This is a genomic window from Comamonas testosteroni TK102 (genome assembly GCF_000739375.1).
In the GTDB taxonomy this organism is placed as follows: domain Bacteria; phylum Pseudomonadota; class Gammaproteobacteria; order Burkholderiales; family Burkholderiaceae_C; genus Comamonas; species Comamonas brasiliensis.
This window is the reverse complement of record NZ_CP006704.1, coordinates 2,045,427-2,068,599: the sequence shown is the minus strand read 5'-3', so window position 1 is coordinate 2,068,599 and position 23,173 is coordinate 2,045,427. Positions and strand designations below refer to the sequence as shown.

The following is a 23,173-nucleotide window of genomic DNA, read 5'->3' as shown; positions in this document are numbered from 1 at the left end:
TGAACTCCTCATCAATCCAGCTTGGCGCCGGACAGTTTGACCACGTAGCTCCAGCGCTTGATGTCGCTATTGAGCTGAGCAGCAAAAGCCTCGGGAGTGCTCGCAACCACTTCACTGCCGCCATCGGTGACCAATTTGCTGACCTCCGGTTTGTGCAGCGTCTTGACAATCGCTTCGTTCAGATAGGCAACACGCTCCGGCGGAGTTCCTGCGGGTGCAAAAAAACCGTACCAGTCTTCAAAGGTGGTGTTCTTGTAGCCCAACTCCTCCAGCGTCGGCACCTTGCCGAATACACCTACCCTACGCGGGCTGGTCACTGCCAGGGCACGTATCTGACCACCCTGAATCATGCCCGCCACCGAGGAGGTCGAGGTGATCAGCACATCGACCTGCTGGCCCAGCAAGTCATTGATGGCCGGACCAGCGCCCTTATAGGGCACATGCGTCATGGACACATTGCTTTCCTTGCCCAGAACCACGCCAACCAGGTGCGACAAAGTGCCGTTGCCTAGCGTGGCATAGGTGATCTTGCCGGGTTCGGCCTTGGACTTTGCCGCCAGATCGGCAAAGCTTTTGAGAGGCGATCCAGCGGCAACCACGATCGCAAGAGGCGCCGCATTGACCTGAGTGACAGGAATGAAGTTCTTGAGCGGATCAAAGCCCGGCGCTCTGTACAGAGTGGGGTTCACTGCCATCAGCGAAACCTGCCCCGTCAGCAGCGTGTATCCGTCGGCCTTGGCTTCGGTCACGGCTTTGGCACCTATATTGCCGCCCGCTCCCCCCTTGTTTTCGACAACCGCCGGCTGTCCGGTGAGCTCTGGCAGACGAGTGGTGACCCAGCGTGTGGTTGCATCGTTGCCACCGCCGGGAGGAAAAGGCGAGACAAAGCGGATCGGCTGGCTGGGAAAGCCATTGCGCTGCGCCAAGGTTTGCGCATGCACCTGCGCAACAAGCACGGTGCCCATGAGAACAACAGCCAGAGAACGAATAGCAAGCATGATTTTCTTTCGTAGGGTGAAGCGGTTGGCGCAATCAGACGGAGCAATCAGACGGCGCTGGAAAGCGGGACAGCAGGAACGGGCAGATGAAATGCGGCCAGTTCCTGTGCATCGAGTTGCTGAACCAGTCCGGTTTCCCATGCCAGGTAACGACGAGCGGCATCCTTGTTTCCGTCATGACGGTCATGTACGAAGAACAGGTAGTCAATGCAATCATGGTCCGGGGGAATGTCGGCACTGGCTTCCAGCGGCAAGCCGGCTTGCTGCCACGCGGCCATTCCGCCTTGCAGCAGTGCTGCGGGCTTCGGCAGCTCCAGCGATGCCCATTGCGCCAGCGCCGGCTCATCCGCCACCAGCACGATGGCACGCGTTTCATCACGCAAGTTCCGGGCCAGGCGCGAACGAATCGACCAGAGCGCACCCGGGATATGTGCCGCGCGATATTTCATGCTTGGCCGCAGGTCAACCAGCAGGACTTCGTCGCGCTCAAGGAGGGACCGCAGCTCGGCGACCGTCACCAAGGGCAGTTCCGGTGCAGCAAGACCGGAGGCGCTCTCCAGCCTCAGGCCACTATGCAGGCCGTCGATCAGCACGCACGCGTCTTGCCCCATCTGGCGCAGCCAGCTGGCGATCACTGCAGCGCGTATGCCATCGCTATCGAAAAGCACCAGTCGGGCTCCGCGTACCCCGATGAACTGGTCGCCGGCCTGGACCAGTTGCCCCCCGGGAGTGTGCTGCGCGCCTGGCAGACTTCCGGCGGCAAACTCCTCCGGCGTACGTACATCGCAGAGAAACAGGCTTCTGTCGCCATCCGCAGCCCATTGCGCAACCTTCTGTGCGCTCACGAAAGGCACTTCAAAACGCTGCGCCAGCTCTTGTGCCTGGGATTGCAGAATGCCGCTGCCAGAATCGTCGGCGTAGCGGCTTTTGCCGCCATGCTCCAGTGGCAGATCGTTCAGATACCAGCCTTGAGTGCCGTTTTCCAGGGCATAGACAGGGTTGGAGATCCCCAGATTGATCAAGGTCTGGGCACCCAGGATAGAGCGCGTACGCCCGGCACAGTTGATGATGACTGGCGTGCTGTCGTCAGGCACCAGGGAACGGATACGGTAGGCCAGTTCGCCGTTGGGGCAGCATATGGCACCGGGTATGTTCATCTTGTGAAACTCGGACACCGGCCGACCATCGAGAATGACGAGCGGCTCTCGCGAGGCCTGCTTGGCAGCCAGCTGCTGCGCCGTGATGCGCGGCGTTCCATAGGCGTGCTCCACCAGCTCACCAAAGGTTTTGGAGGGGAGGTTCACACCGGCGAACAGCACATAGCCCGCAGCCTGCCAGGCTTTCGTGCCGCCTTCCAGCACATGGACATCGGTATAGCCCAGATCCTGCAAGCGCTGCGCCGCTCGCAGGGCGACGCTTTCCGTATCGACCCCTCCACCGTCATAAACCACCACGCGCACGGTCTTGCGTGGCACCAGGCGCGGCGCATCGATCTCAAGGCGGCTGAAAGGCAAGGGTGTACCGTAGAACAAATGTGCTTCGCCGTACTGGCCATGCTCACGAACATCCAGTACGGCGATTTCCTGGCCGTCGTGGAGCCAGGACTTGAGGGTTGAGGCGTTGGCGAATTGAGTCATAACAGTTGAGTTCGCGAATTTCAGGCAAAGCTGCGCCCACGCGCTTCAGGGAGCGCGTTGCAAGGCAAAGAGGGATAAGGCCTAGCGGCCTAGCAGCGCATCAGCGGCGCGTCTGAACACCGATGGACATGGTCTGGCAGGTGCCTGCCTGCAGGTCGTAGCTGGTTCTGGCATTCAGGGTCTCCAGCGCCCTGCCATACATATGCAGATGACGGATGACCTGCTCGCCCTGGATTTCCACGGAGTGAATGTCCTCGGGCATCAGGGCAATGCCGTGGCCGGGCTGCACGACCACCAGATCGACTTCCTCAAGCGTGGCCTTGCCCTGAACCGATCCATCGTCGGTACGTTCGTAGACACGGTTGTGCTCCGTGCCCTCCACCGCTGCAATACAGGCCCAGGTCGTATGGTTGTGCGGCACGATGCGCTTGCCTGGACGCATCACGTTCAGGTACAGCGCGTAGCTCTGGTCTGCATCTTCGGCAATCAGGTAGCGGGCCTGATGTTCACCTTCTTCGGGAGCAGGAAAATCCTCACCCCCCCCAGAGCTGCTTTTGCCCGGCCAATTCCATTAGCTGCGCAAGAACTTCCTCAAGACTTTGACGCGACGCAGAATCATTGCCGATAGCGCTCTTCATTGCCAAATTGCCGTCTGGACAGCACTGTTACGTTGTTCTTTCATCGTGGACAAAGCAGACTCCTTGGTTGAATGACAACCAATGTAGCGGGCCACTCTAACGTAAACAATCCCATAAACTCAACCATATACTTAAGAAAATCTTATATATGGACACACTGGATCTGGACCAGCTGCGCACGCTGGCAACCATCGCCCGTCAGCAGAGCTTCGCTGCCGCTGCCGTGCAGCTGGGATGCACGCAATCGGCAATCACCCAGCAAATGCAGCGCCTGGAAGACAAGGTTGGACACACACTCTTTGAAAAGCAGGGGCGCCAGAAACGTTTGACCGAACACGGCCAGCGTCTGCTCGGCTATGCCCAACGCATGTTGGCCATCCATGACGAAGCGATCAGCAGCCTCAGGCATCACCATCTGGAGGGTCTGGTGCGGATAGGCGCGCCGCATGACGTTGCAGACACCATGCTTCCTCCGGTGTTGAAAGAGATTGCCCTGAAGTTTCCCGGTGTGCAGATTGACATCCACATGGAACGCAGTCCCTTCCTGATGGAGTCCCTGAAGCAAGGGGAACTGGATCTGGTGATCTCCAATCGCGACGACACCACATTCGAGAGCTTCGCACTCCGCTCCAGCCCCACGGTCTGGTTGTGTGGCGCGAACTATGTGCACGATCCCGGAAAGCCGGTGCCGCTGGTACTGGCGAGCGGGCCCAGCATTTTTCGCCGCCTGGCCTGCGATGCACTGGATGCCGCCGATATCGGCTGGACACCGCGCCATACCTGTACCAGCCTGGTGGGCATACGCGCAGCCTTGCGCGCCGATCTGGGAGTCACCGCACGCGGAGTGGAACAACTGGACCCCGGACTGCGCGTACTAGGCAGTGGCGACGGCATGCCACCGCTGCCGGATCTGGTCTACAAGCTCTATATACGCAGCCATGTAGTCAATCCGATCACACGCCAGGTATTCGAGAACCTCAAGGCACGCATGTGGCTGCCCGGCGCTTGAACCCCGTCCATGGGTCATGACTCGCTACCGAATCGACGGCATCCATGCAGGCGCGACAGCGCAGATCCGCACTCGGCCACGCTTTTGCAGCCAGGGCAGACTCGACCATTGTGGTGCCGCTTGAGCTAGCCACACGTCTTGGCTTGCTTCAGCCACTGCGCACAATGCTCCTGAATACTCTGGCACACCATGGACAGGGGACGACTCAGCGGCTTGTCCTTGCGCAACACCATCGCCAGTGTTCGTTGCAATCTGGGCGTCAGAGGGCGTGACACCAGGTCATCGCGAGCTCCCCGACCCTGCATGGCCATGCGCGGAATCACGGCATAACCCAGACCTATGGCTGCCATCTCCTTGAGCGCTTCGACACTGTCCAGCTCCATCTGAGGATGCGGGAGTTCGCCAGCACGGCGCAGCCAGGCATCGACCACCCCGCGCGTGCTGGCTGACTTCTGCAGGGCGAGCTGAGGCAGGGACCTCAACTCCCGCGCAGCAACCGCATCACTCGACATCAGCATCTCCGGGCGAGCTACGGCTACCAGGTCATCCTGCAGCACAGGTGTGGCCAGCAAGGCCCGGCGACTGACCGGCAAGGTGACCAGGGCAAGATCCAGGCTGTTGTCCTCCACGCGCTTTACGCACTCCTCGGTATTGCCCGTGACCACCACGATATCGATGCCTGGATGGCTGGCCCGTATCTGGCGCAGCACGGCGGGAAGCAGATAGAGACACACCGTCAGGCCCGTGCCTATACGCACCTGCCCGCTGACCTCTCGCGCATGCGCACTCAGCGCATGTGCCAGTCCCTCCAGCGCCACGGTCACGGCAGGCAGCTGCTCAAGCAAGGTCTGACCCGCCGCCGTCGGTACAGCACGCCGCCCCACGCGTTCGATGAGACGTGTACCGAGTTGACGCTCCAGTTGCCGCACTTGCAGGCTGACCGCCGGCTGGGACAGCTGCAACAGCTCTGCCGCCTGCGAAAAGCTGCGCTCCTGAACGACCAGACAAAAGCTTCTGAGCAGCGTCAAAGCAGGGGCATTAGCCAAAGTTTCACTAATACCTTGCATAAGCATCAAAAGATTCCTTGTTGGTAAATCTCGGGCGAAGATTACTCCATGCAGAACGCTTCCACCTCCTCCCCTCGGCTTGCCCTGGCTTTGCCACCAATTGACGGCGACCGCCTGTGGCGCCGGCTCGAAGACCTTGCCAGATTCACCCGCCCTGATATGCCCTGGACCCGCCGCGCCTTCAGTCCGGAGTACCAGGCCGCACGTGCCTGGCTACGTGAAGAGCTCGAAGCCGCTGGCCTGCAGGTTCGCCTGGATGCGGCCGGCAACCTCATCGGTCGCCGCCCCGGTCGGAGCGACGACCTGAAGCCCCTGGCCACGGGCTCGCACACCGACACCGTGAACGCCGGTGGACGCTTCGACGGCATTCTGGGTGTGCTGGCGGGCCTTGAAGTGGCGCATGCACTGCAGGAGGCGGACATCACGCTGAAGCACCCCTTCGAGGTGATCGACTTCCTCTGCGAAGAGCCCAGTGACTACGGAATCTCCTGTGTCGGCAGCCGCGCCATGGCCGGCCAGCTCAGCGCAGACATGCTCGCTGCCAGTGACGGCCAGGGCGACACCCTGGGCCAGGCCCTGCAGCGCCTGGGTGCCCGCCCTGAGGAGCTGTCCGAAGCCGACCGCCGCCAGCAAGGCTTTGCCGCCTTTGTAGAACTGCACATTGAACAGGGACCCATGCTGGAACGTGAAGGCCTGGCCATAGGCGCCGTGACCGACATCGTGGGCATACGCCGTGCCCAGTTGTACTTCGACGGTCGGCCCGACCATGCGGGGACCACGCCCATGCACGAACGCGGCGATGCTCTTGTGGCAGCGGCCATAGTGATTCGCCAGGCCCAGCGCCTGGCATTGCAGTGGAGCCGCAGCACCACTCACTATGTGGTTGCCACGGTAGGTCGCTTGAACGTCTCGCCCAACGCCAGCAATACCGTGCCTGGCCAGGTGGACATGATGCTGGAAGTGCGCAGCAACCATGCCCCCTTGCTGCAGGAGTTCTGGGAAATACTGGCGCGGCGCTGCGGCCCGGCTATCGAGCGACTGGGCGTGCACTGGAGGGTGGAGCCTCGCACCCACGTGGACCCTGTCCCCTGCGCGCCGCAGATTACGGCTGCCGTGGAGCGAGCTGCGCGACGGCTGGGGCTGGGCTGTCGGCGCATGCCGAGCGGAGCCGGCCACGATGCCATGTACCTTGCCCATGCGGGGCACTCGGGGATGATCTTCATCCCCTGTCTTGAAGGACGCAGCCATAGCGCTGTGGAGTGGGCTTCCCCCGGTCAGGTCCTGGCCGGCACCCAGGTGCTGGCCGCCACCCTGCTGGACCTGGATGAGCATATGGATTAACGACGTTCCTAAACTCCGGATGAAGCCGGTTTCCGGATACCTGCCGACCATGCATGGATGCATGATTCGGTGGCTTCGGGGTCTGTCGGCTTCTCAGACAGAACGACTTGTCCGAATTGCAGCGGCCAACGCAGCTCTGTTGCAAGACCTGACCCTGATTGCTGAGTATCATTTCGCCGGTGCCTCTGTAAAACAGATGACTGGCCCAGCAAGCTCATGCCGCCGCACCCGATCAGGGCCTTGAACTCCGGTTCAAGGCAGTCACACTCGCCTTACTTCATCTTTCGTGTCATCTCCAGAACGCCAGGGATTCATTCTTACCCGCAATTGGCGGGATACGCCGGCGGGCGCCGAGTTTGAATACTGGCTGGCCACGGATGACGGCCCACTGAAGGTGCTTTTGACCGCCCAGACTTCAGTGGCTTTCGTCGAGTCCCGGCACAGAGCCGCGGTGGATGCACAGCTTTCAACCCTGCCGGGAGTCGAGCTGCGGGACCTCTCGCTGAGAAGTTTTCAGCAAGAGCCGGTACTGGGTATCTATGCGAAAAACTTCCGCCAATTGCGGCGGCTTGAACGCACTCTCCAGCAAAAAGACATTCCTCTTCTGGAGGCCGATGTCCGGCCACATGAACGCTATTTGATGGAGCGCTTCATCACTGCAGGCGTCACTGTGCAGGGTGGCCGCACAGAAAAAAATGCCGCGCTGCTGGACTGCAGGCTGGTTCCCGCACCGGATTTCAGGCCGACACTCAAAGTGGTGTCGCTGGACATCGAGACAAGCCAGCACCAGGATCTGTATTCGATCGCACTGGACGGCATGGCCGAGCGCGTGGTGTTCATGCTCGGGCAGCCCTCTTCCGAGCCTGAGCCGACGACGGGCTTTGCACTGGTGTATTGCTCCAGCCGCCAGGAGATGATCAAGCAGCTCAATGACTGGTTTGCGCGCAACGACCCGGATGTCATCGTTGGCTGGAACGTCATTCAGTTCGACCTGCGCGTATTGCAAAAGACGGCGGACGACTGCGGAATCCCTTTGCTGCCGGGGCGTGAACGAACGCCCATCGCGTGGCGCACCCACCCAGGCAAGCAAGGCTATCTTTTCGCTCCCATGCCGGGCCGCGCGGTGATCGACGGCATCGAGGCCCTCAGGGCCGCCGTCTGGAGCTTTTCCTCCTTCAGCCTCGAGAACGTCTCGCAGGAGCTCCTGGGCGAAGGAAAGGAGATCGGAGACGAGTACGACAAGATGGCCGAGATAGAGCGGCGCTACCAGCAGGACAAGCCTGCGCTCGCCAGCTACAACCTGCGCGACTGCGAACTGGTTCTGCGCATCTTCGAAAAGGCGAAGCTGCTGCAGTTTGCCATGGAGCGAGCCCACGCCACAGGCCTGCAGCTCGATCACTTCGGCGGCTCCATCGCCTCGTTCAGCCACCACTATCTGCCGCGCATGCATCGCCTGGGCTACGTGGCCCCCAATGTGGGCGATATCCAGGGCAAGTCCTCCCCGGGCGGCTATGTGCTGGACTCCAAGCCCGGCTTCTACGACTCCGTGGTGGTTCTGGACTACAAAAGCCTCTATCCCTCCATCATCCGAACCTTTCTCGTGGATCCTGTGGGCCTGACCGAAGGCTTGCATGCCCGCGATTCCCAAGGACTCATCAAGGGCCCCTTGAGCACGCGCTTCTCGCGCGAGAAGCATGCTCTGCCGGAAATCGTGACCCGGCTGTGGCGAGCCCGCGATGAGGCCAAACGCGCCAAGAACGAGCCCTTGTCCCAGGCCCTCAAGCTGGTGATGAATTCGTTCGCGGGAGTGCTGGGCGCTTCGGAGTGCCGCTTCTTCAATCCCAAGCTGATTTCGGCCATTACCTTGCGCGGCCATGAGATGGTGAAGCTCACCCGGGATCTGGTCGAGCAACGCGGATACGAAGTCATCTACGGGGACACGGACTCCATCTTCATCTGGCTCAAGCGCACCCATAGCAACGAGGAGGCACACGCCGTCGCGGCGGAGCTGGCCAGAGACATCAACGCCTGGTGGACGCAAACCTTGCGGCAGGAACAGGACCTTGAGAGTTTTCTCGAAATCGAGTTCGACACGCACTACAAGAAGTTCTTCATGCCCACCATCCGGGGCTCGGACATTGGCAGCAAGAAGCGCTACGCCGGCCTGAGCATCGACCTGGACGGCAAAGAGACGATGATCTATCGGGGCCTGGAGATGGCACGCAGCGACTGGACGCTGCTGGCAAGACAGTTCCAGGAGGGCTTGCTCTCCCGCGTCTTCCAGGGCGCTCCTTACCGCGAGTTCGTCATCGAGTACGCCCAGGCGACGCTGGCGGGCAGGAAGGATGAGCTGCTCATCTACCGCAAACGCCTGCGACACCGCCTGGATGCCTATGTGAGCAACGTGCCGCCGCAGGTGCGTGCCGCTCGCATCGCGGATGAGTACAACGACCGCATGGGCAGGCCCCGGCAATACCAGAACGGCGGCTGGATCCAGTACCTCATGACCAAAAATGGCCCCGAGCCCCTGGAAATCCGCCGCTCGCGCATCGACTACGAGCACTATCTGGCGAAACAGATCAAGCCGATCGCCGACTCGATCCTGTTTCCTCTGGGCGAGGACTTCACCACCCTGACATCCTCTCAGCGAGAGCTTTTTGAGTGATGCCGGTCCTTGCCCTGACGCTCCTAGGCCTTGGGAAATGGAAGCTCGCGCGGTGTATGGCCGCTCAGCCTGGCAATGGCATTGGCAAAGGCCGGCGCCAGCGGCGGCACACCTGGCTCACCCATGCCGGTTGGGGCATCGGCACTGGGCACAATATGCACCGTGATCGCAGGCATGTCCGTCAAGCGGGCCACGGTGTAGTCATTGAAATTGCCCTGCTCCACCTGACCATCCTTGAATGTGATCGCAGCGCCGGGCAAGCACATGCCAAGGCCCATCAAGGCTCCGCCTTGCACCTGCGCCTCCACGCTGCGAGGGTTGACCGCAAGATTGCAGTGCACGCCTGCGGTGACTGCATGCAGCTTGGGAGCGCCCTCAGTCACGGATGCCTCCACCACATAGGCGACCACCGAGTCGAAAGACTGATGCACGGCCACACCCCAGGCCCTGCCCTCGGCCAGCTGCCGCTTTCCGTAGCCCGACTTTTCCACCGCCAGCTGCAGTGCAGCCTTATGGCGCGGATGGCGCTCGCCAAACTGCTCCAGCCTATACGCGACAGGATCCTTTTTGACGGCCCGGGCAATCTCGTCAATCAGGGTCTCCATCACATAGGCAGTGTGGGTAGATCCCACGCTACGCCACCAAAGCACCGGTGCATTGAGCTCGGGATGATGAACCGACAGTCGCATCGGCAGGTCATAGGGCTCCTTCATGCCTTCAACCGTGGTGGTATCCACGCCGTTCTTGAGCATGAAACCTTCAAACGCCGTGCCCTTGGCAAGCGACTGGCCCACGATCACATGGTCCCAGGCAAGCACCCGCCCCTTCTCGTCAAAACCTATCTCGGCACGATGTACATGCATGGGCCTGTAATAGCCTCCCTTGACATCGTCCTCGCGGCTCCAGATCATGCGCACCGGCGCGTCGATACCAGAAGCTCGGGCGGCCTTGGCAATCTCGCAGGCTTCGGCCACATAGTCGCTGCGCGGATTGGCACGGCGTCCGAAGCCACCGCCCGCCATCTGCACATTGACGCGGACATTCTGAGGGGTCACGCCGAGCACGCGCGCAGCCGTTGCCACTTCCCAGCCCGGAGCCTGCGTACCCAGCCAAAGCTCGACCCTGGCGTCCTTTCCGGCTCCTGTCACACGTACCGTGCAGTTCAGCGGCTCCATCGGAGTGTGGGCAAGATAGGGAAACACATATTCAGCGCTGATTTTGTGCGCTGCGCCGCCCAGCGCCGAAACATCGGCATCAAACTTCGGCGCGCCCGGCCGCTTGGCAAGTTCACGATACTGGGCCAGTTGCTGCACCGAATCGACTTTGCCTACAGCGCTGCTGTCCCACTGGACTTTCAAGGCATCGCGTCCTTGCTTGGCAGGCCAGTAGCCATCGGCCAGCACCGCAACCAGCTCGCCGCCCCACACGCTGGGCACACGCAGTACCGCGCGCACGCCCTTGATGGCCTTGGCTGCCGCATCGTCCACCGACTGGATCTTGCTGCCATACACCGGCGGATGCGCCACCACCGCAGTCAGCATTCCAGGCAGATGCATGTCAATGCCGTAGGACTGCCTGCCGCTGGACTTGGCGCGTGCATCGAGCCGTCCCGTGGCTCGGCCGATGATGCGAAAGTCCTTGGCGTCCTTGAGCACCACCTGCTGCGGGACCGGCATCTTCATGGCTTCATCGGCCAGCTCGCCGTAGCCCAGTTTCCTGCCCTTGGGGCCGATCACCTGCCCTGCCTGCGTGCGCAAGGACTGTGGGTCCACGCCCCAACGCCTGGCCGCCGTGGCAAGCAGCATGGCGCGGGTGCGCGCGCCCAGCTCCCGGTACTGGACATAGGAGTTCTTGATGGCGGTGGAGCCGCCCGTCAAGTGCATCCCCATGACCGGGTCCACATAGGCGGGATCGGCATTGCCGTGCACGCCCTGCACCTTGGACCAGTCGGCGTCCAGCTCTTCGGCCAGCACCATGGGCAGGCCGGTTTGCACACCCTGGCCAAATTCCAGTCGGTTGATCGTGATCGTCACCACACCATCACGACCGATCTTCACGAAAGCCGAGGGCTGCTGGGTGGGTTTGAGCGCGCTGGCAGCAACCTGCTCATCGCCCCTCGTCTGGGCCGTTGCAGCGGCGGGGAATATGCCCAGCGCAAAACCCGAGGCCGTCGCCAACTTGAGAAACTCGCGCCGCTCAAGCTTCGAGCCAGTATCCAGCGTGTCAGCTGCGAGCGCGCGCAGACCTTTGGGCAGATCTGCAAAAAAATGCTGAGGAATAGGCATGGGATGTACTCCTTATTCTTCAGGCCGACAGGTCTTTGGCCGCATCGTGGATGGCTGCACGGATGCGTGCATAGGTTCCGCAGCGGCAGATATTGCCCGCCATGGCAGCATCGATATCAGCATCGCTGGGTCGGCGATTGCTGCTGAGCAGCGCGGTGGCACTCATGATCTGCCCACTTTGGCAATAGCCGCATTGAGCCACGTCGTGGCGCACCCATGCATCCTCAACAGCCTTGCCCACCTTGTCTGCGGCCTGCGCTTCGATGGTGGTGACCTTCTGCCCCTGCGCCGCCGAGACGGGCGTGATGCACGATCGTATGGCCTGGCCGTTCAGATGCACGGTGCAAGCGCCGCACATGGCCATGCCGCAACCAAACTTGGTCCCGGTCATGCCCAGCGTGTCACGCAAGGTCCAGAGGATGGGCGTTGAAGGATCCACATCGGCCGATACTGGCTTGCCGTTGAGAGTGAATTTGACAGGCATGGGGTGCTTTCTTTCTTGCTTTTCAACACGGAAGCTACCGCGCGAGCTTGTGGGAGTCGCGCGAAGCAGAGGCAGTGTGCGTCAGTCAATGCAAAAGAAAAAGCCAAGCAATCTATCTATGTTATTAAGCTTTACTTAAAAATAGATGGCATGAAGCCCGAAATACTTGCCTATCTGGCAGCCTTTGAGCAGGTGGCCCAGCATCGCAGCCTGACCTATGCAGCCCATGCCATCGGAGTCACGCCTGCCGCCCTGTCCCAAACCATCAAAAAGCTGGAAACCCGCCTGGATGTGCGCTTGTTCGATCGGACAACGCGCAGCGTCAATCTGACGGAGGCAGGAAGAATCTATCTGGAGCGCATCTCACCGGCTCTCGCCAACCTGCGCGAGGCGACCGAGGACCTTCAACTCCAGGCCGGCGTAGAAGGCGGCACCTTGCGCCTTACCATCTCCCACCCTGCAGGCAAGGTGCTGGTCGAACCCATGCTCGCAGAATTCTTTGCACACCATCCGCACATTCATGTCGAGCTGGTCTATGACGATGGCTTTGTGGACATCGTGCGCGAAGGCTTCGACATTGGCATACGCAATGGCGAATCGCTGGAGGGCGATATGGTGGCCATGCCGCTCACGCAGGACCTGACCATGAGCTTTGGCGCGTCCCCCGCCTACCTCCAGGCACATGGCGTTCCACAACACCCTGATGAGTTGGAGCATCATCAATGCATCAACTACCGCATGAGCAGCAGCGGCGCCGTCTACAAATGGGAATTCAATATCGACGGCAAACTGTGCGAACGTGCCGTGAGCGGACCGCTGACCGTCAATCATGGCGACACGGCCATGCGCGCGGCCCTTGATGGCGTCGGTCTGATTACCGGCTGGCGCGAATCCATGCGCGGCGCCTTCCATGCCGGCCAGCTGGTTGAGGTGCTGAAGCCCTATTGGGCCAGCTTTCCGGGCTTTTATGCCTATTACCCGCACCGCACGCACCTGCCTCTCAAGACCCGGATATTTCTTGATTTTCTGGTCCACCATGTGCAGCGAAACGGCTTTTCCAATGCAGCGGATGGACAATGGCGACCCTGACTTCATCCTGGTTCTGTGGGCTGCCAGAACCATGACTCCCAGGCCTTCTGCGGTGTGCCGTGCCAGCGCAGCCAGTCCTCACAGGACTGAAGCAAGGCTGCGCCGGCTGATGCTCGGCAACCGGCAAAACGCGATTCACGTGCAAACGTTGCCAACGATCATGCGCCCATCGCTCATGACGTCTTCAAAGCAACAAGGCACTCCACTCCTGCAGGCCTGGCCCGATGGAGCGTTGTACGGATCGCATACCTGGGCATATGCCCACCTGCCGAACAGCCATTGCCCAGGTGCCGGCCGAGCTGAAGACGCTGCAGCAGCGCCTCAGCGCTGCGCCAGTTGCTGGCACTGCTGGCGACGCCAGACAGACTCGCGTACCTCCTTGACCTCGTCGAACACGACCTTGTACTGGCACACCAGCAGGTTGCCCGATTGCGGTTGACGCAGCTTGAAGTTGTAGTCCCACTCCTGCCCCTTGGATCCGGCTGTTCGCGCCAAGGGCTCTCCCAGCGTCTGCAGCACCTTCTCCTGAGCCATTCCGGGCTGAATAGAGCGGATGCCGCCCAACTGCTCAGCCAGCACGCCATCGCGGGCAAAGTCCGGCTTCATGTCTGCGTAACCCACCTTGACGTCGGAATACTGCAGCTTGTCGGGATTGCTGACGGCATCCTCCGGGTTGCCACGTGCCGCTGCAGGCAAGGCGATGCAAGCTGCTGCCAGCACCAGAGTGGAAAGGCGGAAGGTAGATTCAATCATGCTCATGGCATCCTCTTTCATCAAAATAGAATCCCGCATTGCGGGGCTTCAGCGCTCGCGCAAGGCCTCGCGCGCCTTGTTCAGCGGCTTGGTCAAATAGTTCCAGACGGTTTTGCGGCCCGTGCGGATATCGGTAGCTGCCACCATGCCCGGCACAATCGGCATGCGCTGGCCGGCCTTGTTCACCAGAACGTCCGAGTCGGTGCGCACCAGGACCGGGTAATAGACGATTTCGGGCTTGACCTCGTCACGTTGGGTATCCGGGGCAATCGTCACCACCTGCCCTTTGAGGCCGCCATAGACCGCGTAGTCGTATGCGGTGACCTTGACCAGCGCCTCCTGCCCGGGACGAATGAAGGCGATATCGCGCGGCGAGATATGGGCCTCCACCAGCAACTGGTCATCCAGAGGCACCAACGCCATCAGCAGACCGTTGGGAGGTACCACGCCGCCAATGGTCGTGACCTGCAGGCTCTTGACCACGCCCCGCACTGGCGACTGCAGTGTCAGGCGCTCCAGCGAATCCGCACGCCCTCGCACCACCGAGGACAGGGACTTCGCCTCTGCATCCGCCTTGGCCAACTCCTCGCGGCTGCGCACCATATAGCCGGAGCGCGCCTCGGCAATCTTCAGCTCCAGCTCCGCTCCCTGGCGCTGCAGGCGGATGAGCTCGACGCTGCTGGCCGCACCGCTGGCCTGCAGCGACTGGGTGATGCCCAGCTCCTTGCGCACCAACGCCAGTGCCTGACTCAGGCCTGCCACGGTGTCGTTCAGCGCCGCACGGCGCGAACGGAACAGCGCGCTCTCCGACGCTTTGAGCTGCTCATGGGCCTGCAGCTCCTGCGGAAACTGCAGGCTGCCCTGCCCCTCGACCTCGGCACGCAAGCGTACGCTGGCAGCCAGGGCGGCTCGGTAGCGGGCAGCCGTTTCCTCCACGCTGGATTCTCCGCGTGTAGGCTCCAGCTTGGCCAGCACCTGGCCCTTTTCCACGATGTCTCCCTCTCGCACCAGAAGCTCGGCCAGAATGCCGCCCTCAAGAGACTGGATGCGCTGCTCGCGCGAGGATGGAATCACCTTGCCGCCGCCGTTGGATACCTCGTCGATCTCGAAGAACCAAGCCCAGGCCAGAAAGGCCAGCACGAAGGCTGTGACCCACCACACCACGCGATCCGAGCGGCTTGCGCGCACCTCGTCAAAGTCGCCTATGTCCGGCATGGCGCCACGCAGACGCGCTGGCGCGGCCGAAAGCTCGGGTGATGGCGTGCGCACTGGAGCAGCTTCGGCGGCTGTCGCGAATGCCCCGACGGAATTGCTTGTCTGTGTCATTTCTGCCCCTCCTCCACAGAGGACAGCCTTGTCTGCGGCTGCACGGCCACCTTCATGCGTGCGCTCTGCACGACGCGAACACTCTGCGGCGAGGCTGCCGGCTGGGCTGAGCCATTCAGGCGCCCGAGAACTTCATCTCGCGCGCCCTGCAGCACCACCTGGCCTTTATCGACCACGATGATCTTGTCCACCACCTGCAGCACAGCAGGCCGGTGCGTTGCCACAACCAGGGTGCGCCCCGGCGCAAGCTTGCGTAACCGCGCGATCACATCGCGCTCGGCCACATCGTCCAGCGCCGCTGTAGGCTCATCCAGCAACAGCACCCGCGGCTGGCGCAACAGCAGGCGTGCCAGCAACAGACCCTGACGCTGCCCTCCCGAAAGGCCCATCCCCCCCTCCATCACCATGTGATCCAAGCCGGTGGGCAAGGTCTGTACAAAGGACCAGGCGCCGGCATCCAGCAACGCGATCATCAGCTCCCCATCGCTTGCATGGGGCGCGCCCAGCAGCAGGTTCTCGCGCAGGGAACCATAGAACAGACGCGCATTCTGCGTCAGCAAGCTCACGTCACGGCGCAGGTCGGCCGGGTCAATGTGGGCCAAGGCCACGCCGTCCAGCAGCACCCGTCCGGCCATCGGTTCAATCAGACCCGACAGAGCCTGCAGCAGCGTCGACTTGCCCGCGCCGTTGCGCCCCAGGATGGCGATGCGCTCACCGGCCGCGATCTGCAGTTGCCTGACCTGAAGCGCGGGGGTCTTGCCGTCATAGCTGAACACGGCGTCGCTGAAATCGTATCGCCCTTCAATGACGGGGCGGTGGATGCGGCTGCCGTCCTCCGCGTGATCCACGGGCAGGCGCATGAGCTGATCCAGTCCGTCACTGGCCATCCTGGCCTGCTGCCAGCGGTTGAGCACGCCGGTCACGCTGGACAAGGGAGCCAGCATGCGGCTGACCAGGATGGAGGATGCAACCAGCACGCCGGTGCTCATCTCGCCGCGCATCACCTGGGGTGCGCCAAAGAACACCACAAAAGCGAAAGCGCTGCCCTGCACCGTCTGCATCCAGTTGCTCAGACCATGCAGAAGCGCTCGCAGCTTCAGTCCTGCCTCCGCATTCACTGCGTTGAAGTGGTTCCACTGATTCTGAAAGCGCGGCTCGGCCTGCAGCAGCTTGATGTCCTCGATGCCCTGCACGGTCTCCACCAGCATCGCGTTGCGTAGCGCCGATTCGCGCATGCTGGCCTGGGCCAGGTTGCGCAGGCGCTTTTGCGCCAACAGGCTGGGCGCCAGCAGCAGGACGAACGCCGCCAACGGCACCCAGACCAATGCGCCTGCGATCATCCAGAAGATGAGGCAGAACAGCACAAAGAAAGGCAGGTCGGCCACCGCAGCAGCCGTGGTGGAGGTCAGCATCTCGCGCACTGGCTCCAGTTCACGGATCTGAGCCACGAAAGTGCCCGTGGCACGTGGACGGGCGCTGTTCTTCACTCGCAGCGCATGTCCGAAGACGCGGTCCGAAATGCGCAGATCTGCACGCTTGCCCAGCATGTCGGTAATGTGCATGCGCGCAGCGCGCATGGCCCAGGCAAATACGATGGACAGCAACACTCCGCCAAACAGCACGTACAGCGTAGGCTCGGACTGGGACGGCACCACGCGGTCATAAACCTGCATGGAAAACAGAATGCCGCCCAAGGCCATCAGATTGGTGATGAACGAGGCCAACAGAATGTGGCCGTAGGGTCTCAGGTCGGCAAACACAATGTCGCGCAACCAATGGCTCTCCACCGGGCGCAGGTAGCCGTCCACGCGCGAATCGGGGGTCGACCGCAGCGGGCGCAGCACCGCCATCACCTCCAATTCGGGCTGCAACTCGGCCAGCGTGTATGTGCTCTCACCGCCCTCATCGCCGCTCAGCAGCAGGCGCAGGCCATCATCGGCCAGTGCCGTGATGACAGCCACCTGCCCGCCGCGCAGCTGCAAGACCAGGGGCAGACGCCAGGCCGTGAGCCGTTTCAGATCTGGAGCCACCTCGGTCACGATCAACCCCGCCTGCCTGGCCATCTGACGTATGCATTGACGTAGATCGTCGGCCGACAGATCGCCACCAGCCGCCCAGGCCGCATCCACGCGCAGGCGTTCACGCGAGGTGTCGATCTGATAGTTCGCGGCCACTGCCAGTATCGCTTCCATCCAACCCTGCATGAATAGCGGCAGCGGCCCGGAATCTGCCTGCTTCCGATGGCCCTGATTCTTCGTCCCGTTCATCGCATCACTCCTTGGCTCACATCCCGGAGCCGCGTATCGAGCGAGAACTCATCCGCCAACCGTCCGCTCTGGTACCAGCACTCCACAGCCAGCCGCAGCAGGTCATGAGCGTTGTCCACCTGCTCGAAACGTGCGCCGTGGTATTCCTGCTCGGCATTGAGCAGATCCAGCAGCGAGCGCGTGCCCAATTGCAGGTATTGCTCACGGTACAGGTCACGCGTGATGCGGATGCTGGCGATACGCTCGTCCACCACCGGCTGGCGCTCCCCTAAACCCTGGCTCTGGTCCTGTGCATCACGCAGCGACTGCCGAGCCTGGAACTCGGCATTGGCCACAGCCGCGTCCGCAGCCTCCAGCGCGTGCCCTGCTGCGCGCTGGCGGGCCTGGTTGCGCCCTCCCTCGAACAGCGGCGCCGATACATTGAACATCACGCGCATATCCAGATCCGGGTAGCCGGCCGGGCGCGATGCTGCGGTAAGCCCGCGCGAGGCCGATCCATCCACCGATAGCGTGGGCATCAGTTGTGCGTCAGCGGCCTTCAACTCGGCCAGGGCCAACGCCCGCTGCCCCTGAGCTCGGCGCACCGTCGCCGTGGGCAGCAGCTGCGCAGCAGTGCAGGCCTGGGGCAGGGCATCCGGCATACCTCCCCTTCCTGCACTCAGGGTGGGGGGCGTCTGCATCCCGGTCAGAGTCATCAGCCGCGCCTGCCAGCGGCGCGCCTGCGCCTCGTAATTGATCAACTGGCCGCGTGCACCATCCCTGCGCGATTGCGCCTGCATAAAGTCGGAACGGGTGCTGGCACCTTTGACCTGTCGCTCCCAGGCCAGCTCCGCCAGCGCCCCCACGCCTTCGAGCTGACTTTTGGCAATCGCCACCATGGCCTGCTGGCGACGCAGCTCCACCCAGGCTTGCGCAGCCTCGCGCGCCACATCGTCGGTGGACAGATACACCTGCGCCTGGGCAAGCTCAATGCCGGCCTCAGCCTGCTTCACGGCGCTGTCCACCTTGCCGAAGTCATACAGCATCTGCGACACCGAAACGCTGGCGTCATACACGCGCCGCGAGGTATAGGGGTAGACATCGCGGTTGTTTACCTGCGCCCCCACCCCGCCCTTGACCTGCGGGTAATAACCGGCGCGGGCCGAAGCCACGCCCTCATCGGCTCCCTGCAGTTGCCTCTGCGCCGTGCGCACGGCGGGGTGCCATGCCACAGCAGCTTGCACCGCTGCACGCATATCCATGGCTTGGCCTCCAGCGGCAGCTGCATGGGCGCCTCCCACGGCACAGGCAAGTGCGACCGCTGCGGCAACCTGCTGCACGAAAACCAGAGGAAGTTTGGACTTGATCGACATATCCATCGCCATTTCACAGCTTGGCATCGCAGCTCCATGGCGCGACCACCGTTCTGCATCGCGGCCTCCAGCCAGCGACACAGCTTATTTGTTTTTTCTTGCTTGCTCTTACTTAAATAGCTGACTTTTCATTAGACACGGCACTTCCAGCATTTTTAATACTAAAAACGCCGTGCTTCATGCGCTAACAGCTATCAAGTTTGAAGAGCATCAGGCATGCACCGGCTGGTGCAGCTCTTCCTCTGGCAAAGGATCTGGCATATACAAGGCAAGATCCTGTGACGCAGCGACAGGAGCAACAGCGGCTGCAGGAGCTTGCACCGAACCCAGTCCGTCGATGTCGCCGGCGGCCTCGTCCTTGGACTGCAGCACATCGTGCAGCGCAGGCAACGCCGTAGCAGCAGGCTCCTCCGCACCCTCATGCAGAGCATCGAGCTGCTCCGGGTCGAGGCTCATGGCCAGCAACGGCGACGCATACGCAGGCTTGGGGCCGGGATCGCCACCGTCGTAGACCACCTTCACATCCTTGACGGTCGATGCCTGGTCGCCATCTCCGTCCTGGATGGTGTAGCCAAAGCGATCCCAGTAGGAAGCCAGCGCCTTGCCCTCATAGATGAACTTGCCCGTATCGAACTCCACGGTCAACGAGCCACCTGCAGCTGTCTTGATGGTGATGAGGTGCTTGGCGGCGTCATAGGTGTAGGTTCCCGAAGCCGGGTTGCCCGCCACCTGCAGCGCCTGCCCGGGCAGGTAGGTATAGGAGACGCCGTCGACCTCCAGCACATTGATAAAACCACCGTCTGCACCATAGCCTTCCACGGCGCTGTCGAGTTCGCCGCGCAACGAGCCCTCCAGCCTGGGTAACTGGATCAGGTCCTGCAGCGTGGAGTTGAGCTCCGCCGCCGAATTGGCCAGGACCACGGCGTTCTCCACTCCAGCTGGGCCGTTGTAGGCGATCGGGTCAATATTCGGGATATCGCCCGTCTTGATACCGCCAAAGCCCACCCCCACGGAGTTGATGTGGTGAGTCGTCAGAAAGTCTTCCCACTGAGCCTGCAGTCTTGGGTTGACGCCTTGGCCCAAGGTAGGCACACCATCGGTGATGAAGTACGAAACATTCTGCACCCCCTCCCCGGTCAGCTTGCCCACATTGTCGGCAAAGCCATTGGTACCCATCGCCGCGTTGAGGGCGGCTTTATAGGGCGTACCGCCAGTCGCTGTCAGGCCATTGATGATAGCGATGGCCGTCGCGGCACTCATCCAGGTGGCATGGGCATTGGCGGTGGAGCCGTTGAAAGTCACCAGCTTGACCGCCACATCGCCGTACTCTTCGTACTTGTTGATCAGGGCTTCAAGCGCTTTCTTGGCTAGGCTCAGTCGACTGTTCGCGTTGGAGCCACCGCCAGGCAGTACCTTGCCGTTGCTATCCCAGGCCATGCTGCCTGACAGGTCCAGCACGATCATCACATTGGTCTGCAGCTTGGCGAGGTTGATCACCAGCTCTGCATCATCGGCAAGTGCCGGGACATCATCCTTGACCTCCACGACAAACCCGATTTGGCTGCTCTGCTTGCCATCGTGAACGATGGCCTTGAAGTCCAGGTCCAGCGTGTTTGCACCACGGCCGACTGCATGATCCACGGGGCCCTTGAGAGTGACCGTATAACTTGCCTCGTACCGGCCACCAACCTCGGTCAGGGCTCCGACCTTGACGGTCATGACCTCCTTGGCACCGGCCATGCCGGTCAGCGTGCTGCTGCCAGCATCCCAGCTCCAGGTCACCGCCACGCCGCCCGAAGTGATGCTGCCGTCCGCAGGGCCTTGCATCTCCAGCGAAAAGGTGTTGATGTCCGGTGTCTTATCCGCATCGGTAAAGCTGATCTTGCCCGTGGCTGTGGTCGTGCTGCCCGGGTCATCCTTGATGCCTCCGACCAGGGCCTCCTCCGCAACATGCAACACCTTGTCTTCGGGGTCCATCACCAACACAGGGGCGTTGTCGTTCAGGTCCTTTTCATTGAGCGTGACAGCGACCTCGGTCTTGCCTCCCTCGCTATCGGTCGCCACCACCGTGATCGTCTGGCTATTGCTGCCTTGCTCGAAATCATTGGCTTGCGACGCCGCTCCAGCCGCCGTCAGCGTGATCTCCCCAGTCGTAGCATCAATCGCATACCAGCCATCGGGATCGCTGGCCGGATCGATGCTGTAGGTCACCGATGTGCTGTCGGCATCATTGGCCTTTACCTGACCCAGCCACTTGCCAACGGGGCTGTTCTCTTCGTATTCAAAGGCATAGCTGGTCACCGGCGGTTCGCCAGGATCGCTTGGATCGACAAACACCGGTGGCTGGCTCACCGTCACGGTGACATCCGCCGTCTCGGGCGTGCCGCCGTCGGTCTGCGCCGTGTAGCTGAACCGGGCGTCGCCGTTGAAACCCGCATCGGGCGTGAACACCAGTTGGCCGCCCACCAGCTTGACGCTGCCATCGGCCACGGTCACGGTCTGGCCTTCGGCAATGGCGCTGCCGTTGACGTGGGTGATCTTGACGTTGCTGCCTTCGAAGTCGTCGTTGCCCAGCACGTCAATGGTGACGGACTTCTCAAAGCCCGTGCTCGCCCGGTCGTCAAACGCATCCTGCTCGGGCGTGACGCTCACGGTCACCGTGGTCGAGGTCTTGCCGCCCTTGCCGTCGTCCACGATCACCGTGAACTCGTCCGTGCCCGGGCCGCTCCAGTCCTGGTGGGGCGTGTAGAGGTACTTGCCGGTGTGCTTGTCGATAGTCACGGTGCCGTGAGCGGGCGGAGTGCCCAGCTCGTAGGTCAGTGGGTCACCGTCCTTGTCCTCGCCCGTGATCTTGCCGTTGAAGCGCTGATCCTCGCCCACGGTGACGGTGTAGCCGCCGCCAGGCGTGAAGCTCTGGCCGGGGATGTAGCCAGGGTCGCCGGGGTTAAGGCCTTCGTTGGGATCGGTCGTCTCGGGCAACTGGTTGGCTGCCACCGTCACGATGACATCCGCCGTCTCGGGCGTGCCGCCGTCGGTCTGCGCCGTGTAGCTGAACCGGGCGTCGCCGTTGAAGCCCGCATCGGGCGTGAACACCAGTTGGCCGCCCTCCAGCTTGACGCTGCCATCGGTCACGGTCACGGTCTGGCCTTCGGCAATGGCGCTGCCGTTGACGTGGGTGATCTTGACGTTGCTGCCTTCGAAGTCGTCGTTGCCCAGCACATCGATGGTGACGGACTTCTCAAAGCCCGTGCTCGCCCGGTCGTCGAACGCATCCTGCTCGGGCGTGACGTTCACGGTCACCGTGGTCGTGGTCTTGCCGCCCTTGCCATCGTCCACGATCACCGTGAACTCGTCCGTGCCCGGGCCGCTCCAGTCCTTGTTGGGGATGTAGGTGTACTTGCCGTCCGGTGTCACGACCACGGTTCCGTGAGCGGGCGGAGTGCCCAGCTCGTAGGTCAGTGGGTCACCGTCCTTGTCCTGACCGGTGATCTTGCCGTTGAACGGCTGATCTTCACGTACCGAAACCGTGTTGCCGCCATTGCTGAATTCCTGCCCGGGCACAGGGTCTGAGGCAAGGTGACGCAAACCCACATGGGGATCGGCAGCCTCAGGAGGATGGTCGATATTCTTGCCGCCGCCCCCGCCGCTCGACGCAGCCAGCCCACCCAAGGCCAGCCCCAGAAGCCAAGGCAACCACGGTGCGGCAGGCTCATCCGATTCGATCTCGGTGAACTCGAAGCCTTCCCAGGCCTTTCCATATTGTCCCCACCAGAGCACCCCGTGCTGGTCTTCCAAGACCAGATCATTGCGCCCGTCCTCTGCATATGCCGTGAAGAATCCGTTCACATGGATTTGCTCTCCATCGACCAGCGTCAACACCAGATCATTACCGACACGCACTGATTTGGCGATCTGTTCCGGTGCAACTTTGAGGATGACTGCAGAAGGCTTGTCTAAGACCAGTCCTTGCTGCGCAAGGACGATTTTTCCACCCGATTTATATACGGCTTCCATGAACTGCTCCTTGATTCCTGACCTTGGCAAAACTCTGAACCCTCTACTCCGGGGTGCTCAATGCCAAACGCCTGCGAATGCTAGGAGCTAGCGATCTGGAACGCTTTTGCAAAAGCGAACATTCCGTCTTCCCACCAGACAAACACTCAAAAAAATGTCAATTTTTCTGATGACAGAGATTCGCCGCATCGCGCCAATTTTTAAAAACAGGAAATTGCTTTTGTATTCCGGAAAAACTTGTAAACAAA

Annotated in this window: 14 protein-coding genes and 1 pseudogene; 4 read left to right on the top strand and 11 right to left on the bottom strand. The window is 61.7% G+C overall.

The window, feature by feature from the left end:
- Positions 1–11: 11 nt before the first annotated feature.
- From O987_RS09400 to O987_RS09390, 3 genes and pseudogenes are all read right to left on the bottom strand, one after another.
- Positions 12–998 (bottom strand): tripartite tricarboxylate transporter substrate binding protein, encoded by a 987-nt coding sequence (locus O987_RS09400; protein ID WP_043371869.1) that lies wholly within the window; start codon positions 996–998, stop codon positions 12–14.
- Between the two features lie 47 nt (positions 999–1,045).
- Positions 1,046–2,635: a rhodanese-like domain-containing protein gene (locus O987_RS09395; RefSeq protein WP_043371867.1), complete on the bottom strand. Its 1,590-nt coding sequence runs from the start codon at positions 2,633–2,635 to the stop codon at positions 1,046–1,048.
- A gap of 100 nt (positions 2,636–2,735) precedes the next feature.
- Positions 2,736–3,326 (bottom strand): annotated as a pseudogene (locus O987_RS09390) (hypothetical protein).
- A gap of 95 nt (positions 3,327–3,421) precedes the next feature.
- Between O987_RS09390 and O987_RS09385 the strand changes: the two are divergent.
- On the top strand, positions 3,422–4,282 hold the full coding sequence (locus tag O987_RS09385; protein ID WP_003056922.1) for a LysR substrate-binding domain-containing protein: 861 nt from the start codon (positions 3,422–3,424) through the stop codon (positions 4,280–4,282).
- 125 nt (positions 4,283–4,407) lie between these two features.
- Here O987_RS09385 and O987_RS09380 read toward each other — a convergent pair whose 3' ends face one another.
- On the bottom strand, positions 4,408–5,355 hold the full coding sequence (locus tag O987_RS09380) for a LysR family transcriptional regulator (RefSeq protein ID WP_080731491.1): 948 nt from the start codon (positions 5,353–5,355) through the stop codon (positions 4,408–4,410).
- A 42-nt stretch (positions 5,356–5,397) separates the two neighbouring features.
- Between O987_RS09380 and O987_RS09375 the strand changes: the two genes are divergently transcribed.
- Both O987_RS09375 and O987_RS09370 read left to right on the top strand, forming a co-directional pair.
- Complete coding sequence (locus tag O987_RS09375) at positions 5,398–6,690, top strand: Zn-dependent hydrolase (protein ID WP_043371862.1); 1,293 nt, start codon at positions 5,398–5,400, stop codon at positions 6,688–6,690.
- A gap of 286 nt (positions 6,691–6,976) precedes the next feature.
- Positions 6,977–9,355, top strand: coding sequence for a DNA polymerase II (locus O987_RS09370; RefSeq protein WP_043371859.1), 2,379 nt, complete (start codon positions 6,977–6,979; stop codon positions 9,353–9,355).
- Positions 9,356–9,378: 23 nt separating this feature from the next.
- Here the strand turns inward: O987_RS09370 and O987_RS09365 are convergent, their stop codons facing one another.
- Entirely contained in the window at positions 9,379–11,640 is a 2,262-nt protein-coding gene (locus O987_RS09365; protein ID WP_043371857.1) for a xanthine dehydrogenase family protein molybdopterin-binding subunit, read from the bottom strand.
- A 19-nt stretch (positions 11,641–11,659) separates the two neighbouring features.
- Positions 11,660–12,124, bottom strand: a complete 465-nt coding sequence (locus tag O987_RS09360) for a (2Fe-2S)-binding protein (protein ID WP_043371855.1) — start codon at positions 12,122–12,124, stop codon at positions 11,660–11,662.
- Between the two features lie 150 nt (positions 12,125–12,274).
- Here O987_RS09360 and O987_RS09355 point away from each other — a divergent pair, with 150 nt between their 5' ends.
- Positions 12,275–13,213 carry a LysR family transcriptional regulator gene (locus O987_RS09355; RefSeq protein ID WP_043371853.1) on the top strand — a complete coding sequence of 313 codons (939 nt, stop codon included), beginning with the start codon at positions 12,275–12,277 and terminating at the stop codon, positions 13,211–13,213.
- Between the two features lie 321 nt (positions 13,214–13,534).
- On the opposite strand, the gene bamE is transcribed toward O987_RS09355, so the two are convergent.
- From bamE to O987_RS09330, 5 genes are all read right to left on the bottom strand, one after another.
- The gene (bamE, locus tag O987_RS09350; protein ID WP_043376289.1) at positions 13,535–13,972 is read right to left on the bottom strand and encodes an outer membrane protein assembly factor BamE domain-containing protein; all 438 of its coding nucleotides are present in this window, start codon (positions 13,970–13,972) and stop codon (positions 13,535–13,537) included.
- A gap of 42 nt (positions 13,973–14,014) precedes the next feature.
- Entirely contained in the window at positions 14,015–15,292 is a 1,278-nt protein-coding gene (locus O987_RS09345; RefSeq protein ID WP_144244916.1) for an HlyD family efflux transporter periplasmic adaptor subunit, read from the bottom strand.
- Positions 15,289–17,484, bottom strand: a complete 2,196-nt coding sequence (locus tag O987_RS09340) for a type I secretion system permease/ATPase (RefSeq protein ID WP_235214333.1) — start codon at positions 17,482–17,484, stop codon at positions 15,289–15,291. The genes O987_RS09345 and O987_RS09340 overlap by 4 nt, the downstream gene beginning before the upstream one ends.
- A 71-nt stretch (positions 17,485–17,555) precedes the next feature.
- Positions 17,556–18,911: a TolC family outer membrane protein gene (locus O987_RS09335; protein ID WP_235214331.1), complete on the bottom strand. Its 1,356-nt coding sequence runs from the start codon at positions 18,909–18,911 to the stop codon at positions 17,556–17,558.
- A gap of 210 nt (positions 18,912–19,121) precedes the next feature.
- Positions 19,122–22,925 carry an Ig-like domain-containing protein gene (locus O987_RS09330; protein WP_043371849.1) on the bottom strand — a complete coding sequence of 1,268 codons (3,804 nt, stop codon included), beginning with the start codon at positions 22,923–22,925 and terminating at the stop codon, positions 19,122–19,124.
- Positions 22,926–23,173: the final 248 nt, after the last annotated feature.